Raw genomic sequence first — 26,817 nt, 5'->3', positions numbered from 1 at the left:
GGTGGTTAGTTTCCTATTAGATGCAAAAATTCCGGAAAGGTTGCGTTGGAGCGATAAAAAAATTTCTGTCACTTTGTCAGAAACAGCTTAAGTTCTATCTTTGCAAATCTTAAAGCCCCTAAAGGCAATAAAAGTAGTATGGAGAAGATAATTGATGAAAAGCAGCAAGGCAACAGCCTTGTGATGGAACCAAAAAAAGAAAACAGCCGAAAGCTCTTTATTGAGAGTTATGGCTGCGCGATGAATTTCAGCGACTCTGAGATAGTGGCTTCAATACTTTCCAAAGAAGGTTTTAACACCACCCAAAACCTGGAGGAAGCCGATCTTGTTTTGGTCAACACCTGTTCAATACGAGAAAAAGCCGAGCAAACTGTTAGAAAACGCCTTGAAAAGTATAATGCCGTAAAACGCATTAATCCTGAAATGAAAGTTGGCGTGCTTGGCTGCATGGCCGAGCGGCTAAAAGACAAATTCCTCGAGGAAGAAAAAATAGTAGATCTTGTAGTAGGACCAGATGCCTATAAAGATTTGCCTAACCTTATCAACGAAGTAGAAGCAGGAAGAAATGCGGTAAATGTAATTCTTTCTAAGGAAGAGACCTACGCCGATGTTTCCCCGGTGCGTTTACAGAGCAATGGGGTTTCTGCTTTTGTCTCTATTACCAGGGGTTGTGACAATATGTGTACTTTTTGTGTGGTGCCATTCACCCGCGGAAGGGAACGCAGCCGTGATCCACAGAGCATCGTAGAGGAGGTAAACGACCTGGCTGCAAAAGGTTATAAAGAGATCACGCTTTTAGGCCAGAATGTAGACAGCTACTTATGGTACGGCGGCGGCCTGAAGAAAGACTTCAAGAATGCTTCTGAAATTCAAAAGGCTACGGCTACGAATTTTGCCGGCCTGCTGAAGCTTGTTGCGGAAGCCCAACCAAAGATGCGCATTAGGTTTTCTACCTCAAATCCACAGGATATGACTTTGGATGTTATAGAAGCCATGGCTAAATACCCGAACATTTGTAAATACATCCATCTGCCCGTGCAAAGCGGAAGTGACAGGATTTTGCAGAAAATGAACCGCTTACATACCAGGAAAGAATATTTCGGTTTAATTGATAACATCAAAGAGTTGATTCCCGATTGCGGAATCTCCCACGATATCATCACCGGTTTCCCCACCGAAACCGAGGAAGATCACCAGGATACGCTTTCACTTATGGAGTATGTGAAATATGACTTTGGATTTATGTTCGCCTATTCTGAAAGACCGGGCACTATGGCCGCAAGAAAATTAGAAGATGATGTACCTCAGGAGGTGAAAAAACGCCGACTCACCGAGATCGTAAACCTTCAACAGGAACACAGTTTATACCGAACTCAGCGCTTTGTGGGAAAAACAGTAGAAGTTCTCATTGAAAAAGAATCAAAGAAGTCGAGCGAACACTGGAGTGGTCGCAATACTCAAAATACCGTCGTGGTATTTCCGAAGGAGAATTACAAGATTGGGGATTTCGTGAATGTAAAAATAAACGATTGTACCAGTGCCACCCTAATTGGGGAACCGGTAGAGCTGAGTGAGAATAATTAGATTTCCGCCTTCACGGAAATGACGAAGATTAAAAGAAGTTTCCGCCTTTACTGAAATTAATTAAGAACAGGCTGGTAAGAATAACAAGGATTGGATTAGATTTCCGCCTTCGCAGAAATGACAGAGATTAGAATTATGGAATCTATACAAGCAACAAAACAAAGGTTTGGTATTATTGGGGACGATCCCAAACTGAACCGGGCCATCGAGAAGGCCATACAGGTTGCCCCTACCGATATTTCGGTGTTGGTAACCGGAGAAAGCGGGGTTGGGAAAGAGAGTATTCCCAAGATCATACATTCGCTATCTCATAGAAAACATGGCAAATATATCGCCGTGAATTGCGGGGCGATTCCAGAGGGAACAATTGACAGTGAACTTTTTGGGCACGAAAAAGGCGCTTTTACAGGAGCTTCTCAAACCCGAAGCGGTTATTTTGAAGTTGCCGATGGAGGAACCATTTTCCTGGATGAAGTTGGGGAACTCCCCCTGCCAACCCAGGTGCGCTTGCTTCGGGTATTGGAAAATGGCGAGTTTATGAAGGTAGGTTCTTCCAAAGTCCAAAAAACCAATGTGCGTATCGTAGCTGCCACTAATATAGATATGCAGGAATCCATAAAGAAAGAAAAATTCAGGGAAGATCTGTATTATCGCTTGAGCACGGTAGATATTCACCTGCCTCCTTTAAGAGAACGAAAAGGCGATATCCATCTTTTATTTAGAAAATTCGCCTCCGATTTTGCTTTGAAATATAAGATGCCCACCATCAAACTGAATGATGATGCGATAAAGCTTTTGGAAAATTACCGATGGGGTGGAAACATCAGGCAGTTAAGAAATATAGCCGAACAAATTTCGGTGCTGGAACAGGAACGAATCATTACTGCTGAAAATCTCAAAGAGTATCTTCCAGACATTGGCAGCAACCTGCCTGCGGTGATTGCCGGGAAGAAAAAGGAAGGCGATTTCAGCAATGAGCGCGAAATCCTTTATAAGGTGTTGTTCGATATGAAAAATGATTTAAACGATCTGAAAAGCCTAACTCTTAAATTGATGGAGCATGGAAACACTGAAAAGGTACGCGATGAAAACGAAAGCCTGATCAATAAAATTTATGGGGATGAGGACGAGGAGGATATCGAATCAGAAGAATTAACTGCTGAAAAACTTGAGGTTTTACAAATTCCGCAGCAAAGTCCAAAATCGGCTCAAAAACCTGAAAATGACAAATATTATTTCGCTGAGGAGATCGAGGAGGAAGAAACCTTATCCCTTCAGGACAAAGAACTGGAGCTCATCAAAAAATCTTTGGAGCGCCATAGCGGCAAGCGCAAAGCAGCAGCCGAAGAACTGGGCATAAGCGAGCGTACACTATACCGCAAGATCAAGCAATATAACCTCTAACAGAAAGTTTAAATAATTATGAAAAGAAGCCTGATTCTGTTTAGTTTTTTACTGATTTTTGTGGTGCAGTCCTGCGGAATGTATTCTTTCACGGGAGCCGATACCGGCGATGCCGAAACCTTCCAGGTTAATTACTTTCAAAACACGGCCGATCTTGTAGAACCGGGCATAGACAGGACCTTTACCCTGCAATTACAAGACCTTATACAGAACCAGACCAGCCTGAACCTGGCCAACAACAACGCCGATCTAATTTTTGAGGGTGAGATCATAGATTTTTATATCGCTCCAATGACCGCCACTGCCGATAATACTGCCGCACAAAACCGCCTCACTATTGCGGTAAATGTAAGGTACTATAACACCCTGGAACCCGAAAAAGATTTTGAACGCAGATTCTCATTTTATTATGATTATCCTGCCAACCAACAACTTATTGGCGCAAATTTAGATACGGCCATAGAAGAGATATATTCCAGGTTAACTCAGGATATTTTTAACGCTGCACTAACCGATTGGTAATGGAAAAACAGGAGTTTATAAAAATACTGGAAAAGCCTGCTTCAATTACCGAAGCCCAAACAAAGGCGCTGGAGAGTATTTTGGCCGAGGCTCCCTATTTTCAAACTGCCCGGGCTTTAAGGCTGAAAGGCCTTAAAGATCATAATGCCTTAAGCTATAATTCGGCGCTAAGAAGAACTGCAGCTTATACCACAGACAGAAGTGTGCTTTTTGATTTTATTACTTCGGCTGAGTTTAATCAGAACAAGATAGCCAAACAGATAAAAGAGCAGGAAGAACATTTAAAAAATATAGTGGTTTACGAAGCCCAGGAGGTTTTTGGCAAGAGAAGCATCGCCATAGACGAGGCGATAAAAATGAAGCAATCGGAATCGGAGCGGGTGATGGACCCCGAACTTTTTCAGGAAACAAGCCCTAAGAAAGAAGAAGAAAAAAATGAAGCTACAGCTGAAGAACAGCTTGGTATCGGAGATCCATTGGAATTTAGTTCATCGGAGTCACACTCGTTTTCAGAATGGTTAAAACTCACTTCTGCAAAACCTGTAAGGGAATCGGAAAAGACTTCAGAAGAAATCACGAGAAAATTTGAACTCATCGACGAATTTATTTCCAAAAGTCCAAAGATAAAACCGGGTAAAACCACCAGGAAAAGCAATCTGGCAGAACGTAGCACAGCCTCCCCCGAAGCCCTGATGACCGAGACTTTGGCGAAAGTATACCTGGAGCAAAAAAACTACATTAAAGCCATACAGGCATATAAAATTTTAATTTTGAAAAATCCCGAAAAAAGTGGTTTCTTTGCAGACCAAATTCGGGCAATAGAGAAATTACAAGAAAATAATAACACTTCAGAATGAGCACATTCACTATTTTTTTAGCATTAATTATTATTGTAGCCTTTTTACTGATAGTAGTAATTATGGTACAAAACCCAAAAGGTGGCGGTTTATCTTCTTCTTTTGGCGGTGGAGGCCAACAGGTTGGTGGCGTTCAAAAGACTGGCGACTTTTTAGATAAGAGTACCTGGACCCTGGCCACTTTATTGTTGGTTTTAATCCTGCTTTCCAATATTACGATCATGGATGGAAGCGGAATTAGTGAATCACGAGTTTTTGAAGGCGATGAAGAAATAGAAACGAATATCCTTGCACCAATTCAGGCACCAGTTGACCCTGAAGCTGACAATAACTAGGGATTAGCAAACCATCATAAAATAAATTAATGCCAGCTTATGACAAGCTGGCATTTTTTATTTCCATATGTCAGTAATTATCCGATGGCACAATTTTAGAAACTGCTGTATTCACTTTAAAAGTTAATTAACCTTAAAAATAAATTTATAAAAAATGGGACTAAACATTAAACCGCTTTCAGACCGGGTACTTATTGAACCGGCAGCAGCCGAAACAAAAACCGCTTCGGGAATTTATATCCCTGAAACCGCCAAGGAAAAACCTCAACGCGGCAAAGTAGTAGCTGTAGGTAAAGGCACCAAAGATCACGACATGACCGTAAAAGAAGGAGATATGGTTCTTTATGGAAAATATGCCGGCACCGAACTAAAACTGGAAGGTAAGGATTACCTTATTATGCGGGAAGATGATATACTTGCAATAGTATAAGCCTTCGCTTTTCCCTCAAAGGAAATTTTCAATAAAAACATTAATATTAATAGCATTCCGCATTAGCGGAATTAACTAAATTAAATTTAACTATGGCTAAAGATATAAAATTTGACATCCAGGCCCGTGACGGGATCAAACGCGGTGTAGATGCATTGGCTAACGCCGTAAAAGTAACCCTTGGACCAAAGGGACGTAACGTAATTATCAGTAAATCATTTGGTGCACCAACCGTAACCAAAGATGGTGTTACTGTAGCCAAAGAAATAGAGCTGGAAGACCCACTTGAAAATATGGGAGCACAAATGGTGAAGGAAGTAGCCTCAAAAACCAACGATCTTGCCGGTGACGGTACCACTACGGCTACCGTTCTTGCACAGGCTATCGTAAAAGAAGGTTTAAAGAACGTTGCTGCAGGTGCCAATCCTATGGACCTTAAACGAGGAATCGACAAAGCCGTTACCGCCTTAACCAAAGATCTTGAAAAACAAACCAAAGAGGTAGGAGACTCTTCTGAAAAAATTAAGCAGGTTGCTTCTATTTCAGCCAACAACGACGAGCACATTGGGGAACTTATCGCCGAGGCCTTCGGAAAAGTAGGAAAAGAAGGGGTGATCACCGTTGAGGAAGCAAAAGGTACCGAAACCCACGTAGATGTGGTTGAAGGAATGCAATTTGACCGCGGATACCTTTCTCCTTACTTCGTGACCAACAGCGAAAAAATGACCGCTGATTTGGAGAATCCTTATATTCTTCTTTTCGACAAGAAGATATCTGCGATGAAAGATCTATTACCTGTACTTGAGCCTGTAGCACAATCTGGAAAACCGCTTTTAATCATTGCTGAAGATGTAGACGGAGAAGCTCTTGCAACCCTTGTAGTAAACAAACTACGTGGTTCCCTAAAGATCGCTGCTGTAAAAGCTCCAGGTTTTGGAGATAGAAGAAAAGCTATGCTTGAAGATATCGCTATCTTAACCGGTGGTACAGTAATTTCAGAAGAAAGAGGATTCACTCTTGAAAATACCACTATCGATATGCTTGGTACTGCTGAAAAAGTAGCCATCGATAAGGATAATACGACTATCGTAAATGGTGCCGGAGACAATGCCACTATCGATAACCGTGTGAACCAGATTAAATCTCAAATCGAGTCTACCACTTCAGACTACGACAAGGAGAAGCTTCAGGAGCGATTGGCTAAATTAGCCGGAGGTGTTGCCGTACTTTACGTAGGTGCAGCTTCAGAAGTAGAAATGAAAGAGAAAAAAGACCGTGTTGATGATGCTCTACACGCCACAAGAGCGGCGGTAGAAGAAGGAATCGTTGCCGGAGGTGGAGTTGCCCTTGTACGCGCTCAGGCTGTTTTAGCGAGTTTAAAAGCTGAAAATGACGATGAGGCTACCGGTATACAAATTGTTGTACGCGCCATCGAGTCTCCACTAAGAACTATTGTGGAAAATGCAGGAGGTGAAGGCTCAGTAGTGATCAACAAAGTACTGGAAGGTGACAAAAACTACGGTTATGATGCCAAAACTGATACATATGTAGACATGATGAAAGCCGGAATTATAGATCCTAAGAAAGTAACCAGGGTAGCTCTTGAAAACGCTGCTTCGGTTGCAGGAATGATTCTGACTACAGAATGTGCTCTTACTGACATCCCTGAGGATGACAAAGGAGGAGGCGGAGCTATGCCCGGCGGAATGGGCGGAGGTATGCCCGGAATGATGTAACAGGCTAGACCTGAAAGCAAATAATCAATCCCGCTTCTTTTAGAGGCGGGATTTTTTGTTTTATAGAAAAAAGGAGCTTTCCACCTGGCACAGGCAAAAAGCTCCTTACAAATTAAAACTTAAAAAATAAAGGTCAGAGATAATCAACAACACTCAAACAATAACCTGCTCCTGTTTTAGAAGCGCTTCCAGGTTATTGGCTGCATTTAAACATTTGCTCACTTTAGGCATATCACTGCAATCCCGGGTATTCAAAGCCTGGGATTTACACTGGAGTGCACTTAAATCCAGCTGTGCAAAGTTCTTATTAATGTCTAAGCATTTCTCATAAAGGCAATCCAGGGTTTCACAATCATCTACCTTAATCTGGTGTTTCATAAGATAACCCTTTAGAAAGTTCTCAATGGAGAATTGTGCATTCTTACAAACCGAATAGGTTACAAGGTCCTCCTCCGGCCGGAAAAATTCGTCGTTTGCCTGACTTAATTTTTCCAGAGCCTCATCAAAAAATTTGTTACTGGCTTTCATTTATATGATTTTAAAATATTGATTCTTTCTAAAGGGCAATCTTTCTTTTACATATCTCTAAAGAGTTGAAGTTTTTCCCATTTGGTTTCCACTTCTTCCTGAGCCTGTTTTAAAAGTTCAGCACCTAATTCGGCATTTTCCTTTGCTACCCGGGTAAACCTGGTTTCCTTGTACATAAAGTCGCTTAAAGGAGCGGCTGGAGCTTTGGAATCCAGTTTAAACCTCTTACCTTTTGGTTGCGCAGGATTAAACCTGAACAATGGCCAGTAACCGGTTTCAACGGCTTTTTCCTGTTGAGTAACCCCGTGTTTCAATTCATAACCGTGTTCTCCACAATGAGAGTACGCGATAATGATAGAAGGACCGGGATAAGCTGCTGCCTCCTCGATAGCTTTCAGCGTTTGCAGATCTTTTGCACCAATAGCAACCTGAGCTACATATACATTTTGATAGGATACCGCTTGCAAGGCCAGGCTCTTCTTAGAAGATTTTTTACCTGATACCGCAAACTTAGCGCTTGCTCCCAGAGGAGTCGCTTTAGACATTTGCCCTCCGGTATTTGAGTAAACCTCAGTATCCATTACCAGAATATTGATATCTTCCCCTGAAGCCAGGACGTGATCTACTCCTCCGTATCCAATATCATAGGCCCAACCATCGCCCCCTAAAATCCACACTGCTTTTTTACGCAAGTATTGGGTAAGCTGGTTTAATTTTCGGGCTTCATCGGTATCGATTGTTTCCAAAATAGATTTAAGTTCGGTGATATGAGCATGTTTCTGTTTCTTCTGCGTTTCATCTTCTTCAGTATTATTCAGAATAGAAGTCACAAGCTCTTTACCAATAACCGGTTCCAGTTCTTTAAGTAAATCAACAGCGATTTCCTGTTTCTTGGAAAGTGCCAGTTTCATACCTAAACCAAATTCGGCATTGTCTTCAAAAAGAGAGTTAGCCCAGGCCGGTCCCCTTCCAAACTCATTGGTTTTATAAGGGGTGGTTGGCAGGTTACCTCCATAAATTGACGAACAACCAGTTGCATTGGCGATCAAAATACTATCGCCGTATAACTGGGTAAGCATTTTAATATATGGCGTTTCTCCACAACCCGAACAAGCTCCAGAGAACTCAAACAATGGCTCAAGGAATTGTGAACCTTTCAGGTTTGTGATCTGTAGTTCTGAACGCTCGTAATAAGGTAATTCTGTGAAGTAATCCCAATTCTGATTCTGCTCTGCGGCAACATCTAGTTTGCTATGCATATTAATAGCCTTGAAGTTCTCGATCTCCTTGCTTTCTGCAGGACAAACGGCCACACAAAGGTCACAACCAGTACAATCTTCAGGCGAAACCTGAAGGATATAGGATTCGGTATTACTATCAAAAGGACGGCCTTTCGCAGGAACTGCTTTAAAAGTGCCCGGAGAATCGGCCAGCTGCTCGTTAGGAACAACCTTAGACCTTATCGCGGCGTGAGGGCAGATAGCCACACATTTGTTACACTGAGTACAAAGATCTTCACCGTCCCAAACAGGAACGAAATCGGCGATACCCCGTTTTTCAAATTGAGTGGTACCGGTTGGGAAAGTTCCGTCTACCGGGAAGGCACTTACCGGCAAGCCATCTCCCTCTCCTGCCAGGATCTTACCGAGAACCTCTTTCACAAAAGGATCGGCATCTCCGGTCATCATCGGTTTAAGGCCACGGGTACTTGTTATTTGTTTTGGATAATCTACTTTTTGAAGATTTGCCAGGGAGCTGTCTACCGCGTCAAAATTCATCTTCACGATCTTATCTCCTTTATGCGAGTAAGATTTCACGATAGCATCTTTGATCTTCTGGATGGCTTCCTCTTTAGGCAACACTCCCGAAATAGCAAAGAAACAGGTTTGCAATACAGTATTGGTTCTTTTTCCCAGTTTTGCTTCGTGAGCTACTTTAGTAGCATCTACCACATAGAATTCCAGTTCATTTTCCACAATCTCTTCCTGCATTTTCTGCGGAAGCTTATCCCAGATCTCCTCATTGGAAAAAGGAGCATTGAGAAGGAAAGTTCCGCCCTTCTTTACCTTTTTCAGGATATCATATTTTTCAATAAAATTAAACTGATGACAGGCAATGAAATCGGCGGTATTTATAAGGTAGCTGGAAGAAATTGGTTCCGGGCCAAAACGAAGGTGGGAAACGGTTTGAGCCCCAGCCTTTTTGGAGTCATAAACGAAATATCCCTGAACGTAATTATCGGTAGTTTCTCCAATAATCTTAATAGAGTTCTTATTAGCACCAACAGTACCATCAGAGCCTAAACCGTAGAACAAACAGTTAAAGGTTGCTTTTTTGGTCTTGAAAACAGGGTTATAAAGCAAGCTCTTAAAGCTAAGATCATCATTAATACCTATAGTAAAGTGGTTTTTGGGTTCGGCTTTTAGCATTTCATCAAAAACACCTTTTACCATCGCAGGATTAAATTCTTTGGAAGACAATCCATAACGACCACCAATTATCTTTGGCATTGCTCTATCGCTTTCAGCAAAAGCAGTAATCACATCAAGATATAAAGGCTCTCCGGTACTTCCAGGTTCTTTGGTCCTGTCTAAAACAGCGATATTTTTAACACTGGCAGGAATCTTATCCAGGAAGTCCTTCATAGAGAAAGGCCTGTACATTCTTATAAATAAGGCCCCAACTTTCTCATCATCATTAAGCAGAGTTTCTACGGTCTCCTTTACCGCGCCTTCCCCGGAGCCCATAATAATTATGAGTCTTTCCGCTTCGGGATGCCCTACATAGTCATATAAACTATATCGACGACCAGTGTGGGCATAAAATTCGTCCATTACTTCCTGAACTATTCCCGGTACCTTTTCATAATGTAAATTAGAAGCTTCCCGGGCCTGGAAGAAAACGTCGGGGTTTTGAGAAGTCCCCCTTATCACCGGGCTATCGGGATCAAGAGACCTGTTTTTATGATCCATGATCTTATCTTCCGGCATCATTTTCTTAATGATATCATCGGGTATTGCATCGATCTTGGATATTTCGTGAGAGGTCCTAAATCCATCAAAGATATTCATGAACGGAACCCGGCTACGCAAGGTTGCCACCTGGGAGATAAGCGCAAAATCCATCGCTTCCTGCACAGAGCCACCAAAAAGCATAGAAAAGCCCGTTTGCCGGGCTGCCATAACATCGGAATGATCTCCAAAAATTGACAGTGCGTGAGTAGCGACGGTCCTGGCGGCTACGTGAATTACCGTGGGCAGCAACTCCCCCGCAATTTTATACATATTAGGAATCATGAGCAACAGCCCTTGCGAGGCAGTAAAGGTAGTAGTAAGAGCACCAGCCTGCAATGAGCCATGAACAGCACCTGCGGCACCACCTTCACTTTGCATCTCCACAATTCGGGGGATGTTATTCCAAATATTCTTTTTGCCCTTTGAGCTAAAAATATCAACGTGCTCCCCCATAGGTGAAGCAGGAGTAATAGGGTAAATAGCACAGACCTCATTTGTTTTATGTGCCACCCTTGCAACCGCCTCATTGGCATCACAAATGAGTTTGGGAAATTTTTCCATCATATTACATCATTTTTAAAAAATTTATGCTCCGTGTAGCCATTCTTTCTTCTCAAGTAATTGCGCTTCAGTTTCTTCGTGCTCAGGATCCGGAAGACAAGCGTCTACGGGACAAACCGAAGCACATTGAGGCTCATCGTGGAAACCTTTACACTCGGTACACTTATCTGAAACGATAAAGTAGAATTCATCAGAGATCGGTTCTTTTTCTTCATCGGCGTCTACCTCATTGCCACTTGGCGTAGTTACGGTACCGCTTAAAGAAGTTTCATCGGAATAAGACCATTCCTGATCGGGTTCATAAATTGCGTTGTTTGGACATTCTGAAATGCAAGCATCACAGTTGATGCAATCCTCGGTTATAAAAAGTGCCATAGATATTTTATTTTATTAAACTATTCTATAAAGTTAGAAAGCATCATCTTCTCAAATTATGACAATCATCATATTTTCAAACAATTGAAAATCAGAAAATAAATACCGGTTTTTATGATGTCAATCATATTTAAAGGACAGGGGTAAATATAAATTTGATACAGATCATCAACTATCAGTAAGTGAACTGATAATTAAAAAATACTAGGTTTATGATTACACTTGAAAAGAATCCCAATACTGAAACCCTGGATGCTGTTGTTATTCGTTTTGTAGGCGATTCAGGTGATGGGATGCAATTAACCGGCACTCAGTTTTCTGACACCTCGGCCATGTTTGGCAATGATGTGGCTACTTTCCCTAATTATCCTTCTGAAATAAGGGCTCCCCAAGGGAGTTTATACGGTGTTTCAGGTTTCCAGGTACATATTGGGAGCGTAGAGGTTAGCACCCCCGGTGATAACTTAGATCTGCTGGTGGCGATGAACCCCGCAGGTTTAAAGACCAATTTGTACGCGGTAAAACCGGGTAATACAATAATAATAGACAGTGATTCCTTTACCAAGAAAAATCTGGAAAAGGCACAATATGAAACCAATCCTCTGGAAGACGGAAGTCTTGAGAATTACAGGGTGGTACAGGTACCGATGACCTCTTTAACCAAAGAAGCCTTAAAGGATGTTGAAGGTTTAGATAACAAAAGCATCACCAGAAGCAAGAATATGTTCGCCCTGGGAATGGTATACTGGTTATATGACCGGAATCCCGAGCATACCATCGAATTTTTTCAGAAAAAATTCAAAACCAAACCTCACCTGATAGAAGCCAACACCAAAGTATTGAATGCTGGCTTTTTTTATGCTGAGACTATTGAGTTAATTCCTAATTCCTATAGTATCTCTCCGGCAAAAATGCAGGGAGGGACTTACAGGATCATCATGGGGAATACGGCTACCGCCTGGGGCTTTTTGGCCGCAGCCGAAAAATCGGGCCGGGAATTATTTTTAGGTTCCTACCCTATTACTCCGGCGACAGATATTTTACACGAGCTTGTAAAGCACAAACATTTTGGAGTAAAAGCTTTTCAGGCAGAAGATGAGATTGCAGGAATAAGCTCGGCTATAGGGGCTTCCTTTGCCGGTGATCTTGCCATCACCACAACCTCGGGACCGGGTCTCGCCTTAAAAGGCGAAGCCTTAGGACTTGCAGTAATGATAGAATTACCTTTAGTAGTAGTAAATGTGCAACGCGGCGGGCCCTCTACAGGACTACCCACCAAAACCGAACAATCTGATCTTATGCAGGCAATGTACGGTAGAAACGGAGAAAGCCCGGTGATCGTAATTGCCGCGAGCACCCCGGCCAACTGCTTTAATTTCGCTTACCAGGCCTCCAAACTTGCCCTTGAACATATGACGCCGGTGGTATTACTCACCGATGGATATATCGCCAACGGCTCAGCACCCTGGAAGATAAAAAGTCTCGAAGAAATGCCGGAGATCAAAAACAACCTGGTACAGGAAGTTAAGGAAAACTGGCACCCCTATGATCGTGATGAAGCTACCCTGGCAAGAAACTGGGCTATTCCGGGCACGCCAGGATTGGAACACCGTGTTGGTGGACTTGAAAAAGACCGCATCACAGGCGATGTATCCCACGTTCCCGAAAACCACGAAATCATGACCCATACCAGGGCCGAGAAAGTAAAAAGAGTGCAGAATTATATTCCCGAGATTGAGCCTGAGTTTGCCCAGGAAGGCGACCTGTTGGTTATTGGATGGGGAGGAACGTACGGTTCGCTGCATTCAGCAGTTAAGCAAATCGTGGAAGAAGAAGGTTACAAGAACATAGGTTTTGCCCATTTCAACTACATCAATCCGCTTCCAAAAAATACGGGGGAGCTTTTAAGCAGGTTTAAAAAAATACTGGTTTGTGAGTTGAACAACGGGCAATTTGTAAATGTGCTCAGAATGAATTTCGAGGAACAAAAATTCCTTCAATTCAATAAAATTCAGGGCTTGCCTTTCGCCAATAGCGAACTTATCGAAAAATTCAAACAAATAGCAAAGTAATCATGGAAACAACTGTAAAAAAATATACTTACAAAGATTTTGCAAACGACCAGGAAGTAAGATGGTGTCCGGGCTGTGATGACTATGTTATTTTGCGTTCGGTACAGAAAGCACTTCCCGAAACAGGAGTTAAAAAAGAAGATGTGGTCTTCATTTCAGGGATTGGCTGTTCTTCAAGGTTTCCTTATTATATGGGAACCTACGGCATGCACGGAATTCACGGTAGAGCTCCCGCCATTGCCTCTGGAGTGAAACTGGCGAATCCAGACCTAAGCGTTTGGGTAATAACAGGAGATGGAGACAGTATGGCTATTGGAGGAAACCATTTCATACATGTCTTAAGAAGGAATATCGACCTTAATATTATTCTCTTTAATAACGAGATTTACGGACTTACCAAAGGGCAGTTCTCGCCAACCTCACTGGTGGGACAGAAAACCAAATCTTCTCCTTATGGGAACACCCAACCACCATTTCAGCCAGGGGAATTGGCTATTGGTGCGCAGGCCAGATTTTTTGCAAGAATAGGAGGAAATGCGCCCAAGGAAATGACCGATATTTTTATTGAAGCTCAAAAATTTAAAGGCACTTCATTAGTTGAAGTACTTCAAAATTGTGTGATCTTCAATGACGGTTGTTATGTAAAGTATACCGACAAAAATGTTAGGGAAGATCAACAACTTTTTGTTGAGCATGGAAAACCGATGCTCTTCGGAAAGAATAAAGATAAAGGACTGGTACTAAACGGCCTGAAACTGGAAACAGTTACTATTGGTGAAAACGGAATAAAGGAAGAAGATATCCTTATTCACGACGCCAAAACCGAAGATCCAACTATGCACCAAATGCTGGTAAGGCTGGAGCACCCATTAGTAACAGGAATTATAAGAAGTTTTCAGGATGTCACCCTGGAAGAAAGAGAAGACGCGTTAACCGCACAGATAAAAGCAAAATCTGAATTCAGAAAAACCAACGACCTTTTCTTTTCAGGGGAAACCTATCAGGTAAATTAACGAATACCTGATAGCCATCAGTTTTTAATGTTTTGAAAACTGTTAATTTTATTAACATATTAAGAACTACATTATGGGTTCAGAAGCATTGATAGTATTCTTTCTCGCCGGCGTTATCCTGGTCGCCGGCGCGAATTTTATCTCAAATTTAATATCACACAAATCAGATAACCCACAAAAACGGGAACCCTATGAAAGTGGGATGCCTACCATAGGCCCTACCTGGGTCCAGTTTAAAGTAGGTTTTTATCTATTCGCAATCCTATTTTTAATCTTCGATGTAGAAATAGCTTTTCTGGTTCCCTGGGCCGTAGTGTATCAGGAAGTTGGAACTGTGGCATTGGTGGAGATTATCATCTTCCTGTTTATTCTGGGATTAGGTTTGGCATATGCATGGAAAAAAGGAGCATTAAAATGGAAGTAGAAACTCAAAAAGTACCAAAAGATTTTCCCGGCCAGGTTTTACCGGCGGGGAACGGAGCGAATATTATTATAACCTCTTTGGATAAGGTCATTAACTGGGGGCGATCTAATTCATTATGGTCGCTGTATTTTGGGACAAGCTGTTGCGCCATAGAAATGATGCAAACCGGAGCTGCCCGTCATGATTATTCCAGATTTGGTTTTGAGGTTGCCAGGCCCTCCCCAAGGCAGGCCGACCTGATTATCATTGCCGGAACCATCGTGAATAAAATGGCTCCCGTACTACGCAGGCTTTACGACCAAATGGCCGAACCAAAATACGTGATCGCCATGGGGGCCTGTGCCATTTCTGGCGGTCCCTTCTTTTACAATTCCTATTCGGTGGTGAAAGGCGCCGATCACGTGATTCCGGTAGATGTATATGTCCCTGGATGCCCTCCCCGACCGGAAGCTTTACTTGATGGGATGTTGAAACTCCAGGAAAAAATTCGCACTGAAAGCATAAAAAACAGGAAAAATCCTGTGGAAGGTTTTGATGAAGGACTTTAAAAGAGGTTAGTTATGACAAATCAAGAAATAAAGGAATTGATCACCACCTGGTTTTCCGGCCCAGAAAGTGCCCACCTGGAATTTACCGAAGAAGGTTCCCAATTTCTAAATCTAAGTATTGACCCCGAATATCTGCACGAACTGATGTCGTGGTTGAAAACAAATAATAAAACCAGTTTCGACTACCTATTTTGCCTCACCGGAGTAGATTGGGGAAAAGAGCTTGGAGTAGTCTACCACCTGGAATCAACTTCCCACCGTCATATTATAGTGGTGAAAGTGCAAACTTCAGATAGGGAAAACCCGGTTTTCGATTCGGTTCAGGATATATGGCCAACAGCAAATTTTCACGAAAGAGAAGTCTTTGATCTCTTCGGAATAAAATTTAAAGGGCATCCCAACTTAAAACGCCTGTTTATGCCAGAAGACTGGGAAGGCTTTCCGCTTAGAAAGGATTATGAAGATGAAGTAAATATGGTTGTTAAATAAAGAAATATGGAAACTGCTACTATAAATAACAACTTTAAATCTGAGGAATACTTTATCAACATGGGACCTCAGCACCCTGCAACGCATGGGGTTTTGCGGCTTCTACTCACAATAGATGGAGAGATTATAAAGAAGGTAGAGCCAGACCTGGGCTATATTCACCGTTCCATAGAAAAGATGTGTGAACGAGACAGCTATCAGCAGATCGTACATCTTACCGACAGAATGGATTATTTATCCTCACATATTAATAACGAAGCTGTATGTCTTGCCGTAGAAAATGCCCTGGAACTTGAAGTCCCAGAGCGGGTAAAAGTAATAAGGACCATTATAGATGAATTAACCCGTATTTCTTCCCACACACTTTGGTGGGGTGTCATGGGTATGGATGTAGGCGCCCTTACCTCCTATTTCTACGGATTCAGGGACCGGGAAATGATCAACGATATTTTCGAAGAAACCTGCGGGGCGAGACTTACCATGAATTATAATATCCCGGGAGGTCTTATGCAGGACATTCATCCTAATTTCGTTAAAAGGGTTAAAGAATTCATCGCTCATTTCAAGACCAAATTACCTGAATATGATAAGCTGCTAACCGGGAACATCATTTTTCAGAAGAGGACTAAAGGCGTAGGCGTTTTAAGCAAAGAAGATGCTATCGCTTATGGAGCTTCCGGCCCTGTAGCTCGAGGTTCGGGTTATTCTTGCGATGTAAGGAAACACCACCCTTACAGCGCTCTGGATAAAGTGAGTTTCAACGAAGCCCTGCATACAGAAGGCGATTCTTATGCCCGATATCTCGTAAGAATTCAGGAAATGTGGGAATCTGTTTCGATTATTGAACAGCTCATCGACAACATTCCGGAAGGAGATTTTAAGGTAGCCACTAATGCGGTGATCAAGCTTCCGAAGGGAGAATATTATCAAAAAGTGGAAACGGCAAGAGGTGAACTGGGAGTTTATATAATAAGTACCGGAGGTAAGAATCCGCACCGGATGAAATTCCGTTCCCCGGGGCTTTCAAATCTTTCCCTGTTAAACCATATAACTGTAGGCGGAAAAATTGGAGATCTGGTTGCCACCATGGCCACCATTGATATTGTTGTACCAGATATTGATCGTTAAAACTGAAACAATGTATAGTTCCCTAATCATAACAAACAATATTCACAGCTGGGTTTTAAGTTTGATGCCGGCAGCGGTGACCGGTATCACCGAAATGATGATGATCGCAATGATCTATCTTACGGTTTTTGCCGTTCTGGGTTTATTCCTGGTCTTGATGGAAAGAAAGGTAGCTGCCTGGTTCCAATTACGAATTGGCCCAAACAGGGTTGGATTCTTCGGGATGTTCCAGACCATTGCCGATGCTCTTAAACTTTTATCCAAAGAGCTTACCGGCACAGATAAAGCCGATAAATTCCTGTATAATTTAGCTCCTTATTTTCTGATTATTTCGTCCCTGATGGCCCTGGCTGTTTTTCCGTTTAGCGAAAACCTACAGGCCTTTGACATAAATATTGGAATCTTCTTTTTAATCGCTATTTCCTCGATTGGAGTCATAGGGGTACTATTAGGGGGATGGAGCAGTAACAATAAATTTGCTCTGATTGGAGCAATGCGAAGCGGAGTTCAAACCATTAGCTATGAGCTTTCTGTAGGACTTTCTTTGCTCACCATGATCCTGCTTACCGGCAGTCTGCAACTTTCAGAAATTATTGAGGTACAGAAAAGCGGCTGGTTGATCGTCCAGGGACATATTCCCGCGGTGATAGCCTTTATGATCTATATGATCTCTGGAACGGCAGAAACCAACAGGGCACCCTTTGATATGGTAGAAGCCGAATCGGAACTGGGAGCTGGCTTCCACACCGAGTACTCCGGAATGAAATTCGCTTATTTCTTTTTAGCAGAATTCATCAATATGTTCATTATAGCGGCTATTGGAACCACAGTCTTCTTCGGAGGTTGGTTATCTCCATTCGGAATAACCGAATCTATCCCCTGGCTGGGTGTGTTCTGGTTTCTGCTCAAAGCTTTTGCCCTGGTGTTTTTAATGATGTGGTTTAGATGGACTTTCCCCAGGCTTAGAGTAGACCAACTTCTCACCCTGGAATGGAAATACCTATTGCCCATCAACCTGTTTAACATCGTGTTAATGGCAATAATAGTGTGGCTTAATTTCACAATTCAATTTTAGAAATTATGAGTTATTTTTCAGACATATATCACGGCATACAAACCCTGTTAACCGGAATGGGTGTAACAGGAAAGTATTTCCTGAACTCCAGGAAAGGAGCCATCACCCAACAATATCCAGACAACCGTGACACCCTAAAAATGTTTGAGCGTTTTCGGGGAGAAGTGGTTATGCCTCACGATGAAAATAATGAACACAGTTGCACCGGATGCCAGAAGTGTGAGATTGCCTGCCCCAACGGCAGTATAGAAATAATCTGGGACCGCCAGGTAGATCCCGAAACAGGGAAAAAGAAAAAAATGATAGATAAACACATTTATCATTTTGGAATGTGCACCCAATGTGGGTTATGTGTGGATGCCTGCCCTTCAGATGCAATAAAATGGGCCCCTAATTTCGAAAATGCAGTTTACGACAGGAGTCAGCTTACCAGAGTTTTAAACAAACCCGGATCCAAAGTAAGAGCCGGTGTAGAATAATACAGATATGGAAAAGTATATTTTTTATGTTTTAGCCTTAATAATGATAGTCTCGGCCATAGCATCGGTGAGCAGTCGCAGGATGCTTCGTTCGGTAGTCTATTTGCTTTTTGTCCTCATAGGTATCGCCGGAATTTATTTTATGGCAGACTATAACTTTTTAGCAGCCATACAACTTACGGTCTATGCCGGAGGAATAATTGTCCTGATCATTTTTTCGGTTTTACTGGTGCACCATATCGATATGGAACTGGAAGTGGCGAAAAAATCAAAACGAATCATCACGGCGCTTGCCTGTTTAATAGGTTTAGGCGTTTTTATGACAACAATTTATTCACATCCGTTTATTGAAACAACTACGGCAGTAACCACTACCACCGCCGATATAGGCTTCGCTCTTTTAAGCACAGAGGCGGGTGGCTTTATTCTGCCTTTTGAGGTGATAAGCATACTCTTGCTCGCTGTTATGATTGGAGCAATTATAATAGCCAAAGGAGAAGACGTGACAGAAGAACCACCAAAGGAAACGCCTCTAGTAAAACAAGAAAAACCGGTTGAAAAGAAAAAAGAACTTCTGGAAACTGAGGTTACTGTTTAATTAGAATTAAAAAATTAAGGCCCATGATACCCGGCATAAGCATAACAGAAATCCTAAGCCTCACCTCTATCCTATTCTTTATTGGGGTTTACGGATTCATTACCCGAACCAATCTCATTTCAATGTTGGTCTCGGTAGAGATCATTCTGAATTCTACGGTGATAAATTTTGTGGTCATCAACAAATACCTGTATCCCGAGCTTCTACAGGGGGTGGTGTATTCAATATTTATCATTGCCGTGGCGGCTGCAGAAACCGCTTTGGCAGTAGCAATTATCATCAACCTCTACAAGCAAATAAGCTCTGTAGATGTAAAAGAAACTGAAACTCTGAAGTATTAAAGGACGGAAGCTATGAACATAAGTTATCTCTTTTTAATTCCATTAATTCCCCTGGCCGTTTTTCTGCTACTGGGAATCTTCAACAAAAAAATCAAACCGGCTGTTTCTGGGTGGATTGGTGTTGCCGGACTCGTCGCCTCCACTTTGCTTTCATTTTATGCCGCTTTTCAGTATTTCTTTGTCACCGGCAAATTAGACGGCGCATACCAGACCTTCACTGCAAGGACGGTCTGGCTCAACTTTACAGATACCCTTCATATAGATCTCGGGATCCTAATTGATCCCATTTCCATAATGATGCTTATCGTGGTTTCTACCATCTCACTGATGGTACACATCTATAGCCGTGGATATATGAAAGGGGACCCGGGATACACCAAATTCTTTGCTTTTCTATCGCTTTTCACCTTTTCTATGTACGGTTTGGTGTTGGCTACCAATCTATTCCAGATTTACATTTTCTGGGAATTGGTAGGGGTGTCCTCTTTTCTTTTGATCGGATATTATTATACGAAGAACTCGGCTGTGGCTGCAGCCAAAAAGGCCTTTATTGTTACACGATTCGCCGATTTTGGTTTTCTAATCGGAATACTAATCATAGGATTCTACACCGGCACCTGGGACTTTGAGACTCTAAACAACCCCGAAGGTGCTGCAATAGCAAACTGGGCATCTACCTCCTTTATGGGCTTATCGGTATTAACCTGGGCCCTTATTCTCATATTTATGGGAGGTGCGGGAAAATCGGCTATGTTCCCTTTACACATCTGGCTTCCAGACGCGATGGAAGGGCCTACTCCGGTTTCGGCCCTGATTCACGCTGCCACTATGGTGGTCGCAGGGGTTTACCTTGTTGCCCGGCTATTCCCGATGTATTATTTCGTCGAAGAAGGTTACGTCTTGAATATAGTTGCTTATGTGGGCGCATTTTCCTCCCTCTTTGCCGCGATTATAGCGATTACCCAAACCGATATAAAAAGGGTGCTGGCGTTTTCTACCATGTCACAAATCGGTTATATGATGATGGCTCTTGGAGTTTCAGGTTTTGATGGTCACGAAGGGGTGGGTTATATGGCTTCAATGTTCCACCTGTTTACCCACGCAATGTTCAAAGCCCTTTTATTCCTTGGCGCAGGTTCGGTGATTCACGCTGTTCACAGCAATTACCTAAAGGACATGGGCGGCTTGAGAAAGCATATGCCCATTACCAACATTACTTTCCTCATCGCAGCACTGGCTATCGCAGGAGTACCTCCTCTGGCGGGATTCTGGAGTAAGGATGAGATCCTTGTGGCAGCATTTGAAAACAGTCAGTTTCTATATTCCATTGGAGTTCTTGTTGCCGGTTTAACCGCTTTCTATATGTTTAGACTATACTTCGGAATTTTCTGGGGGAAAGAAACTACCTACGCTCATAAACCGAAGGAATCTCCTCGTTCTATGACTATTCCGTTGATCATCCTGGCCATTTTTAGTGTAGTAGTTGGATTTATTCCGTTTAGTGAATATGTAACCGCCGATAAGTTGGGATTTGTAGCCCATCTTAATTATCCGCTTGCAGCTATAGCAGTATTTATAGGACTTATAGGTATTATTTTCGCCTGGATCTTCTATAAAAAAGAGAATGACCTTGCTGAAAGATTTGCCAATGCATTTGGAGTATTCTATCGTTGGTCCAGCAACAAATTCTATTTCGATGAACTATATCTATTCATAACCCGAAAACTAATCTTTAAAAGGATTTCGGCGCCTATTGCCTACTTCGATAAGAAATTCGTAGACGGGACTATGGAAGGTATCGGTAACAAAACTTTGGTTGTTGCCAATAAAATTAAAGGAATACAGTCTGGAAAGGTTCAGGATTATGCCTTCGGCTTTATAAGCGGTGTGGTGGTTCTGGCAATCGTTTTCATTTACCTATGGACTAATTAATTGATCATTATGGACATTTTATCACTCTTTGTTGTTCTTCCGGTACTCGTAATCATCGCACTGGTTTTTACGAAAGGATTAAAGCAGGCCCGGCAAATAGCTATGACAGGCAGTATTATTCAGCTGGGAATGGCAATTAACCTGCTTTTCGCTTATATAAAGGAACAACGTATAACCGACAGCATATTTGTGTTCACCAGGGACATCGTCTGGTTTGAAGAATTAAACATACATTATAATATTGGGGTAGATGGGATTTCGGTAGCTCTAATTCTCTTAACCTCTATAATTGTACTTGCCGGGGTTTTTATTTCCTGGAAAACCTACGATCTGCCGAAAGAATTTTTTGTTTCCTTACTGGTATTAGCTACAGGGGTTTACGGATTCTTCATTTCCATAGATCTCTTCACCATGTTCCTTTTCTACGAGATCGCGGTGATTCCGATGTACCTCCTTATTGGTATCTGGGGCTCGGGGCCTAAGGAATATTCAGCAATGAAATTAACTCTTATGTTAATGGGAGCATCTGCTTTATTGCTGGTGGGAATTCTGGGTATCTATTTCAACTCAAATGCAGATGGCGGCTCATTAACCTTCAGTATTCTTGAGATCGCACAGGTGAATATCCCTTTTGAAGCTCAAAAATTATTCTTCCCATTAACCTTTATAGGCTTTGCTGTACTGGGAGCATTATTCCCTTTCCACACCTGGTCTCCCGATGGGCATGCCTCGGCTCCAACCGCGGTTTCCATGTTACATGCCGGGGTCTTAATGAAACTTGGAGGATACGGAGTTTTCAGGGTGGCGATGTTTCTTCTTCCTGAAGGCGCACTGGAGTGGTCCTGGTTTTTCATCATCTTATCGGCAATTGGAGTGATTTACGGGGCTTTTGCTGCCATAAGACAAACAGATCTAAAATATATTAACGCCTACTCTTCGGTTAGTCACTTAGGGCTGGTACTATTTGCCTTATTAATGCTGAATAAAACTGCCTGGAACGGAGCAATATTACAATCATTATCCCACGGTTTTATGACTGCACTTTTCTTTGCCTTAATCGGGATGATCTATACCAGAACAAATACCCGGGATATTACCAAGCTGGGAGGCCTTTTAAAAGTGATTCCATTTATTTCGGTAATATATGTAATCGCAGGGCTGGCTTCCCTTGGTTTGCCAGGCTTCAGCGGATTTGTAGCTGAAATGAACATTTTTGTAGGGGCATTTCAGAATGAAGATATGTTCCATAGGGTGGTCACCATAATTTCGGTTTCAGCAATTGTTGTTACCGCAGTATACATCTTACGGGTAGTAGGAATAATGCTAATGGGCCCTGTTAAAAATGAAAGCTATTTAAGCCTTCCAAAAGCTACCTGGTACGAAACAACCGGGGTACTTTTATTGCTTCTTCCTATAGTGGGAATTGGAGTAGCTCCATTATGGTTAAGCGATATGATATTAAAAAGTTTGCAACCCTTTTTGCAGGGAGTATTATAATTTAAATAAAGAACGAAAATGGAACTTAGTAGTTTTTTCCTGATGCGGCACGAGATGGCCCTACTGGCAATAGCCCTGATCCTAATTATTGCTGAAATATTTATTCCAAAGCAAAAAAAATCCAGTGCTGTTCATCTGGCTATATTTCTCTTCGGGATACATACGGCGCTGGGCTTTTTTCCCCTGGAAGAAAACAGCTTGTTTGGCGGAATGTTCCGTACAAACAGCCTGATTCATTTCTTTAAAAATGTATTAAACATTGGAGTTTTCATTCTCCTGTTACAATCAGCTGACTGGATACAGGAAAAGATCGTTAAACTTAACCGGGGTACCGAATTCTTTATCCTCCTCTTCTTCTCCCTTTTGGGAATGTACTTTATGATCTCGGCGGGCGACTTCCTGATGTTTTATGTTGGACTTGAACTTTCTACTATCCCAGTAGCTGCTCTGGCAGCTTTCGAACTGATGAAAAGGAGGTCCAGTGAAGCAGGTATAAAACTAATACTTTCGGCGGCATTAGCTTCGGGGGTTTCCTTATTTGGGATCTCTATGCTGTATGCGACCTCGGGTTCCATCTATTTTGATGATATCCTGGTGGCAATAAGCCCTAACAACTTAACGATCCTTGGGTTCATTCTCTTTTTTGCCGGAATGGCCTTTAAAATATCCCTGGTGCCATTTCACTTCTGGACCGCCGATGTGTATGAAGGAGCCCCTATAAGTGTAGCTTCTTATCTTTCGGTTATTTCAAAAGGAGCGGCGGTTTTCATCTTAATGATCCTGATGTTCACCGTACTTAAACCTTTAATGGAGGTTTGGGAAAATATGATCTACGTAGTTGCCTTAGCGACCATGTTTGTGGGTAACCTTTTTGCCCTTCGCCAGCAGAATATGAAGCGCTTTTTGGCCTTCTCTTCTATCGCACAGGCAGGATTCATTTTACTTGGTCTAATAACGGGAACTCAGCTCGGCACAGCTTCAGTTGTATATTTTGTAATGATCTATATCTTTTCCAACCTTGCCGCCTTTGGGGTGGTTCAGGCAATTTCCTTAAAAACAGGTAAAGAAAACATAGACGATTATAACGGTTTGTACCGAACTAATCCTAGGCTGAGTCTTATTATGCTACTGGCTTTATTTTCTCTCGCGGGAATTCCACCGGTGGCCGGATTCTTCGGGAAATTTTTCCTGTATACCGCAGCAGCAAGAGAAGGTTACTACCTGCTGGTATTTCTGGCAGTGGTGAATGTTACTATCTCTTTATACTACTATTTGCTGGTTGTAAGAGCGATGTTCCTGCGGCAGAGTGAAAACCCTATTCCATTTTTCAACAACAAGTTATATATGCGCTTAGGGCTTGGAATCACGGTAATTGGCATCCTTGTTTTGGGTATTTACAGCCCTTTATACGATTATATTTATGAACTAAGCGCTGCTTTTAATCATTAAGTTATGGCACTAGAAGGAAAACATACATTTGGCAGTATTGGGGATACCCGGGTTAGCTTTGTAGAGAAAAAAATAAATGAAGAAAGAAAAGATTTCCTTAAAAAGTTACTTGAACATAACGGCTTTGAAGTGATTGTGGAAGAAGAAAAACGCAAATCGGAAGAAGAACCCCAACTCTATACAGTTGGTGTGACAGATATGGTGTTTAATCCCACTACCTATGTCTTTGAGCGCCGTTTAAAAACCTTCGACGGTCATAAGGTTACCCAGGATTACTGGAATCAAAAATCGGAGGACACCAATCCGCATTACTATAAATAAGGCTATTGAACTCACTTCAAATAATTGCGAACCCTAACCCAAAAAGTATATGAAAATAATGAAGCTCCTTTTATTCCTGGCACTCTCTTTAAATTGGGTAAATGCACAAAACTTAAAACCTTATGTGCTTGCTTTGGAAACAACGGATAACATAGCAGAGATAAAAGACAAATTATCCATAAACCTCCAACAAAATGGAATTGAGGTTGTAGGGCAATATCAACCTGCAAATGATGCTAATCGATGGATTTTTATTTTCACATCACCAGAACTTAAATCTGCAGTAAAAGAGGTTGGAGAGTTAACCGGGTTTGCTGCAAGCCTGCGGCTAGCAATCACCAGTGAAAACGGAAAAACACTGGTTTCTTATACCAACCCTGTTTATTGGGGGAACGCTTATTTCAGAAAAGATTTCCCAAAGGTTTCATCAAATTACACGAAACTTTCCAGCAAACTGGAAAACGCAATGGAAGCTACAGGAGCCTTTAAAAATTTAGCTTTCGGTTCTGAAAAAGGTTTATCGGAAAAGGAGTTAAGGAAATATCATTATATGTTTGCCATGCCTTACTTTGACGATACCATTGAGTTGGCAAGTTTTAATAGTTACCAAACGGCCATAAATACCATTGAGACAGCTGCGAAAGAAAAGAATTCCAATTTAGAATTGCTTTATAAAATTGAAATTCCAGGAAAAGACCTGGCTCTGTATGGCTTTGGAATTAAAGGCGAAAAAGGAGAGGCTAAATTTCTTCCAATAATCGATATAGGTAGTCCTAAGCACACAGCATTTCTTCCTTACGAGGTATTAGTTATGGGAAATGAAGTGCACATGCTCCACGGCAGATATAGAATTGCCATTGCTTTTCCCGATTTAACCATGGGAACATTCAGCAAAATAATGTCAACTCCGGGAGATATTGAAGATTCATTAATGCAATTGGTGAAATAGGATTAAAGTTGTTTTTGATTCCATTTTTCTAAAGATTTCTGAAGTAATCTGTTTAACGAGATTATTGCGAAGTGTTAAGCTATAGCAACATAACTTTTTAAATTCATAAATTTCTTAGCGAACTATTAGTATTAAGATAAACAATACCACGGCTCCCTAAAATGAAACTCAGAACTTTAAATTAACTCAAGACATCCATTATTTGTAAAGTTTTTAATCCTTCTTCAGCAGAACAAGGATTGGGCCCTTTTCCTAAAAAATAACTGTTGACAGTTTCTATCATGGGTTGTTGAACGTGTGGGATTTGGTCAAATGAAATGGTTTTGGTTGATTGTTCACTCTGGATAAATAACGCACTTCCATAAAATGAAAATTTGATGGAACCTTTACTGCCATAAATTATGCATTGATCTTTCTGGTCTCCTTCCGAAACATTAAAATTCCAAATTCCTCTTAAGTGAACTCCATTTACGAAAGTAGCTATGCCGTTAACGATGTCCGCAGCATTATAACTGCCTGACTGATTTTCAGAAAACCCATGAACTTGGTCAAAATCACCAAAAAATAGGAGCATTAAATCCAAATGATGTGGTGCTAAATCGTGAAAATAACCTCCCCCTGAAATACGAGGATTCACTCTCCAGTTTTCCATTAACTCAAAGTCCTGAGGTCCCTGAGATTGTAAAACCTGAATATCAACAAATCCCACCTTCCCAATGGCCTCCTGATCGAGCAATTCCCTTACTTTAGTAAAAACCGGTAATTTTCTTCTATAATGCGCCAGACTGAGTTTCACATCACTTTTCTTCAGGGCCTTTATAATAATATCAGCTTCCTCCCGGTTAAGAGCCATAGGTTTTTCAAGATATATATTTTTGCCTGCTTTTATCGCTTTCAGGGTCAATTCAAGATGACTAACAGGGGGTGTGGCTATATAAACGGCATTGATTTCAGAATTGTTTAGCAAATCATCCACCTCATTATACCATAAAGGTACAGCATGTCTATGAGCAAAATCTTTTGCTTTATCGGCATTCCTGCGCATCACAGCCAGCAACCTGGAATTTTCAGACTTTTGAAATGCCGGACCGCTTTTTTGTTCAGCAACAGCACCACAACCTATGATTCCCCAAATTACTTCTTTCATTGATCTTCT

Annotated in this window: 26 protein-coding genes; 22 read left to right on the top strand and 4 right to left on the bottom strand. The window is 41.7% G+C overall.

Translation table 11 applies throughout. The features are described 5' to 3' along the window. Positions 1-138: 138 nt before the first annotated feature. From miaB to groL, 7 genes are all read left to right on the top strand, one after another. Positions 139-1,584, top strand: coding sequence for a tRNA (N6-isopentenyl adenosine(37)-C2)-methylthiotransferase MiaB (gene miaB, locus BUW93_RS07650; protein WP_081210735.1), 1,446 nt, complete (start codon positions 139-141; stop codon positions 1,582-1,584). A 135-nt stretch (positions 1,585-1,719) separates the two neighbouring features. Beyond that, positions 1,720-2,988: a sigma-54 interaction domain-containing protein gene (locus BUW93_RS07645; protein ID WP_081210792.1), complete on the top strand. Its 1,269-nt coding sequence runs from the start codon at positions 1,720-1,722 to the stop codon at positions 2,986-2,988. 18 nt (positions 2,989-3,006) lie between these two features. Next, positions 3,007-3,510, top strand: coding sequence for an LptE family protein (locus BUW93_RS07640; RefSeq protein WP_081210733.1), 504 nt, complete (start codon positions 3,007-3,009; stop codon positions 3,508-3,510). Further along, positions 3,510-4,367, top strand: coding sequence for a hypothetical protein (locus BUW93_RS07635; RefSeq protein WP_081210731.1), 858 nt, complete (start codon positions 3,510-3,512; stop codon positions 4,365-4,367). The genes BUW93_RS07640 and BUW93_RS07635 overlap by 1 nt, the downstream gene beginning before the upstream one ends. After that, positions 4,364-4,702 carry a preprotein translocase subunit SecG gene (gene secG / locus BUW93_RS07630; RefSeq protein ID WP_081210729.1) on the top strand — a complete coding sequence of 113 codons (339 nt, stop codon included), beginning with the start codon at positions 4,364-4,366 and terminating at the stop codon, positions 4,700-4,702. The genes BUW93_RS07635 and secG overlap by 4 nt, the downstream gene beginning before the upstream one ends. Positions 4,703-4,856: 154 nt before the next feature. Beyond that, positions 4,857-5,132 carry a co-chaperone GroES gene (locus BUW93_RS07625; protein ID WP_081210727.1) on the top strand — a complete coding sequence of 92 codons (276 nt, stop codon included), beginning with the start codon at positions 4,857-4,859 and terminating at the stop codon, positions 5,130-5,132. Between the two features lie 92 nt (positions 5,133-5,224). Continuing rightward, a complete protein-coding gene (gene groL / locus BUW93_RS07620; protein ID WP_081210725.1) occupies positions 5,225-6,868 on the top strand; it encodes a chaperonin GroEL in 1,644 nt (547 codons plus the stop codon). Positions 6,869-7,021: 153 nt separating this feature from the next. Here the strand turns inward: groL and BUW93_RS07615 are convergent, their stop codons facing one another. From BUW93_RS07615 to BUW93_RS07605, 3 genes are read right to left on the bottom strand one after another with little or no spacing between them, the layout of a single operon-like run. Beyond that, the gene (locus BUW93_RS07615) at positions 7,022-7,396 is read right to left on the bottom strand and encodes a hypothetical protein (protein WP_081210723.1); all 375 of its coding nucleotides are present in this window, start codon (positions 7,394-7,396) and stop codon (positions 7,022-7,024) included. Positions 7,397-7,443: 47 nt separating this feature from the next. Further along, positions 7,444-10,974 (bottom strand): pyruvate:ferredoxin (flavodoxin) oxidoreductase, encoded by a 3,531-nt coding sequence (nifJ, locus tag BUW93_RS07610; protein WP_081210721.1) that lies wholly within the window; start codon positions 10,972-10,974, stop codon positions 7,444-7,446. 21 nt (positions 10,975-10,995) lie between these two features. Next, positions 10,996-11,346 carry a 4Fe-4S binding protein gene (locus BUW93_RS07605; protein ID WP_081210719.1) on the bottom strand — a complete coding sequence of 117 codons (351 nt, stop codon included), beginning with the start codon at positions 11,344-11,346 and terminating at the stop codon, positions 10,996-10,998. A 212-nt stretch (positions 11,347-11,558) separates the two neighbouring features. Between BUW93_RS07605 and BUW93_RS07600 the strand changes: the two genes are divergently transcribed. The 15 genes from BUW93_RS07600 to BUW93_RS07535 all read left to right on the top strand — a co-directional run bounded on the left by BUW93_RS07600 (position 11,559) and on the right by BUW93_RS07535 (position 25,661). Further along, on the top strand, positions 11,559-13,418 hold the full coding sequence (locus tag BUW93_RS07600) for a 2-oxoacid:acceptor oxidoreductase subunit alpha (protein WP_081210717.1): 1,860 nt from the start codon (positions 11,559-11,561) through the stop codon (positions 13,416-13,418). A gap of 2 nt (positions 13,419-13,420) precedes the next feature. Then, entirely contained in the window at positions 13,421-14,431 is a 1,011-nt protein-coding gene (locus BUW93_RS07595) for a 2-oxoacid:ferredoxin oxidoreductase subunit beta (RefSeq protein WP_081210715.1), read from the top strand. A gap of 73 nt (positions 14,432-14,504) precedes the next feature. After that, the gene (locus tag BUW93_RS07590; RefSeq protein ID WP_081210713.1) at positions 14,505-14,855 is read left to right on the top strand and encodes an NADH-quinone oxidoreductase subunit A; all 351 of its coding nucleotides are present in this window, start codon (positions 14,505-14,507) and stop codon (positions 14,853-14,855) included. Continuing rightward, positions 14,846-15,403 carry an NADH-quinone oxidoreductase subunit B gene (locus BUW93_RS07585; RefSeq protein ID WP_232778330.1) on the top strand — a complete coding sequence of 186 codons (558 nt, stop codon included), beginning with the start codon at positions 14,846-14,848 and terminating at the stop codon, positions 15,401-15,403. Before BUW93_RS07590 ends, BUW93_RS07585 begins: the two co-directional genes overlap by 10 nt. Before the next feature lie 12 nt (positions 15,404-15,415). After that, positions 15,416-15,892 carry an NADH-quinone oxidoreductase subunit C gene (locus BUW93_RS15025; RefSeq protein ID WP_198536996.1) on the top strand — a complete coding sequence of 159 codons (477 nt, stop codon included), beginning with the start codon at positions 15,416-15,418 and terminating at the stop codon, positions 15,890-15,892. Positions 15,893-15,898: 6 nt separating this feature from the next. After that, positions 15,899-17,020: an NADH-quinone oxidoreductase subunit D gene (locus tag BUW93_RS07580; protein WP_198536995.1), complete on the top strand. Its 1,122-nt coding sequence runs from the start codon at positions 15,899-15,901 to the stop codon at positions 17,018-17,020. A gap of 10 nt (positions 17,021-17,030) precedes the next feature. After that, complete coding sequence (nuoH, locus tag BUW93_RS07575; protein ID WP_081210709.1) at positions 17,031-18,095, top strand: NADH-quinone oxidoreductase subunit NuoH; 1,065 nt, start codon at positions 17,031-17,033, stop codon at positions 18,093-18,095. 5 nt (positions 18,096-18,100) lie between these two features. Continuing rightward, positions 18,101-18,574, top strand: a complete 474-nt coding sequence (locus BUW93_RS07570) for a 4Fe-4S dicluster domain-containing protein (RefSeq protein ID WP_081210708.1) — start codon at positions 18,101-18,103, stop codon at positions 18,572-18,574. Between the two features lie 7 nt (positions 18,575-18,581). Then, positions 18,582-19,172, top strand: coding sequence for an NADH-quinone oxidoreductase subunit J family protein (locus BUW93_RS07565; protein WP_081210707.1), 591 nt, complete (start codon positions 18,582-18,584; stop codon positions 19,170-19,172). 23 nt (positions 19,173-19,195) lie between these two features. Further along, positions 19,196-19,513 carry an NADH-quinone oxidoreductase subunit NuoK gene (gene nuoK, locus BUW93_RS07560; RefSeq protein ID WP_081210706.1) on the top strand — a complete coding sequence of 106 codons (318 nt, stop codon included), beginning with the start codon at positions 19,196-19,198 and terminating at the stop codon, positions 19,511-19,513. A 12-nt stretch (positions 19,514-19,525) separates the two neighbouring features. Then, positions 19,526-21,445: an NADH-quinone oxidoreductase subunit L gene (gene nuoL, locus BUW93_RS07555; RefSeq protein ID WP_081210705.1), complete on the top strand. Its 1,920-nt coding sequence runs from the start codon at positions 19,526-19,528 to the stop codon at positions 21,443-21,445. Positions 21,446-21,454: 9 nt separating this feature from the next. Further along, the gene (locus BUW93_RS07550; RefSeq protein WP_081210704.1) at positions 21,455-22,942 is read left to right on the top strand and encodes a complex I subunit 4 family protein; all 1,488 of its coding nucleotides are present in this window, start codon (positions 21,455-21,457) and stop codon (positions 22,940-22,942) included. Between the two features lie 18 nt (positions 22,943-22,960). Further along, complete coding sequence (locus BUW93_RS07545; RefSeq protein WP_081210703.1) at positions 22,961-24,391, top strand: NADH-quinone oxidoreductase subunit N; 1,431 nt, start codon at positions 22,961-22,963, stop codon at positions 24,389-24,391. A 3-nt stretch (positions 24,392-24,394) separates the two neighbouring features. After that, complete coding sequence (locus BUW93_RS07540) at positions 24,395-24,712, top strand: hypothetical protein (RefSeq protein WP_081210702.1); 318 nt, start codon at positions 24,395-24,397, stop codon at positions 24,710-24,712. Positions 24,713-24,770: 58 nt separating this feature from the next. Next, positions 24,771-25,661, top strand: a complete 891-nt coding sequence (locus BUW93_RS07535; protein WP_157893296.1) for a hypothetical protein — start codon at positions 24,771-24,773, stop codon at positions 25,659-25,661. Positions 25,662-25,842: 181 nt separating this feature from the next. Here BUW93_RS07535 and BUW93_RS07530 read toward each other — a convergent pair whose 3' ends face one another. Continuing rightward, positions 25,843-26,808, bottom strand: a complete 966-nt coding sequence (locus tag BUW93_RS07530; RefSeq protein ID WP_081210700.1) for a Gfo/Idh/MocA family protein — start codon at positions 26,806-26,808, stop codon at positions 25,843-25,845. Between the last annotated feature and the right edge of the window lie 9 nt (positions 26,809-26,817).

This window comes from Salegentibacter sediminis, from assembly GCF_002078605.1.
Classification (GTDB): Bacteria; Bacteroidota; Bacteroidia; order Flavobacteriales; family Flavobacteriaceae; genus Salegentibacter; species Salegentibacter sediminis.
The sequence above is the reverse complement of the archived record's forward strand: the minus strand, read 5'-3'. Positions and strand labels throughout refer to the sequence as shown.

Bases quoted from the DNA above. Each gene is read 5' to 3' on its own strand.
- BUW93_RS07580 (WP_198536995.1), top strand. From the start codon at position 15,899: ATGGAAACTGCTACTATAAATAACAACTTTAAATCTGAGGAATACTTT.
- BUW93_RS07535 (WP_157893296.1), top strand. From the start codon at position 24,771: ATGAAGCTCCTTTTATTCCTGGCACTCTCTTTAAATTGGGTAAATGCA.
- BUW93_RS07625 (WP_081210727.1), top strand. From the start codon at position 4,857: ATGGGACTAAACATTAAACCGCTTTCAGACCGGGTACTTATTGAACCG.
- groL (WP_081210725.1), top strand. From the start codon at position 5,225: ATGGCTAAAGATATAAAATTTGACATCCAGGCCCGTGACGGGATCAAA.
- BUW93_RS07645 (WP_081210792.1), top strand. From the start codon at position 1,720: ATGGAATCTATACAAGCAACAAAACAAAGGTTTGGTATTATTGGGGAC.
- BUW93_RS07605 (WP_081210719.1), bottom strand. From the start codon at position 11,346: ATGGCACTTTTTATAACCGAGGATTGCATCAACTGTGATGCTTGCATT.
- nuoH (WP_081210709.1), top strand. From the start codon at position 17,031: ATGTATAGTTCCCTAATCATAACAAACAATATTCACAGCTGGGTTTTA.
- BUW93_RS07530 (WP_081210700.1), bottom strand. From the start codon at position 26,808: ATGAAAGAAGTAATTTGGGGAATCATAGGTTGTGGTGCTGTTGCTGAA.
- BUW93_RS07565 (WP_081210707.1), top strand. From the start codon at position 18,582: ATGGAAAAGTATATTTTTTATGTTTTAGCCTTAATAATGATAGTCTCG.
- nuoL (WP_081210705.1), top strand. From the start codon at position 19,526: ATGAACATAAGTTATCTCTTTTTAATTCCATTAATTCCCCTGGCCGTT.
- miaB (WP_081210735.1), top strand. From the start codon at position 139: ATGGAGAAGATAATTGATGAAAAGCAGCAAGGCAACAGCCTTGTGATG.
- nifJ (WP_081210721.1), bottom strand. From the start codon at position 10,974: ATGATGGAAAAATTTCCCAAACTCATTTGTGATGCCAATGAGGCGGTT.
- BUW93_RS07570 (WP_081210708.1), top strand. From the start codon at position 18,101: ATGAGTTATTTTTCAGACATATATCACGGCATACAAACCCTGTTAACC.
- BUW93_RS07540 (WP_081210702.1), top strand. From the start codon at position 24,395: ATGGCACTAGAAGGAAAACATACATTTGGCAGTATTGGGGATACCCGG.
- BUW93_RS07635 (WP_081210731.1), top strand. From the start codon at position 3,510: ATGGAAAAACAGGAGTTTATAAAAATACTGGAAAAGCCTGCTTCAATT.
- BUW93_RS07550 (WP_081210704.1), top strand. From the start codon at position 21,455: ATGGACATTTTATCACTCTTTGTTGTTCTTCCGGTACTCGTAATCATC.
- BUW93_RS07595 (WP_081210715.1), top strand. From the start codon at position 13,421: ATGGAAACAACTGTAAAAAAATATACTTACAAAGATTTTGCAAACGAC.
- BUW93_RS07585 (WP_232778330.1), top strand. From the start codon at position 14,846: ATGGAAGTAGAAACTCAAAAAGTACCAAAAGATTTTCCCGGCCAGGTT.
- BUW93_RS07590 (WP_081210713.1), top strand. From the start codon at position 14,505: ATGGGTTCAGAAGCATTGATAGTATTCTTTCTCGCCGGCGTTATCCTG.
- BUW93_RS07615 (WP_081210723.1), bottom strand. From the start codon at position 7,396: ATGAAAGCCAGTAACAAATTTTTTGATGAGGCTCTGGAAAAATTAAGT.
- BUW93_RS15025 (WP_198536996.1), top strand. From the start codon at position 15,416: ATGACAAATCAAGAAATAAAGGAATTGATCACCACCTGGTTTTCCGGC.
- BUW93_RS07545 (WP_081210703.1), top strand. From the start codon at position 22,961: ATGGAACTTAGTAGTTTTTTCCTGATGCGGCACGAGATGGCCCTACTG.
- BUW93_RS07600 (WP_081210717.1), top strand. From the start codon at position 11,559: ATGATTACACTTGAAAAGAATCCCAATACTGAAACCCTGGATGCTGTT.
- nuoK (WP_081210706.1), top strand. From the start codon at position 19,196: ATGATACCCGGCATAAGCATAACAGAAATCCTAAGCCTCACCTCTATC.
- BUW93_RS07640 (WP_081210733.1), top strand. From the start codon at position 3,007: ATGAAAAGAAGCCTGATTCTGTTTAGTTTTTTACTGATTTTTGTGGTG.
- secG (WP_081210729.1), top strand. From the start codon at position 4,364: ATGAGCACATTCACTATTTTTTTAGCATTAATTATTATTGTAGCCTTT.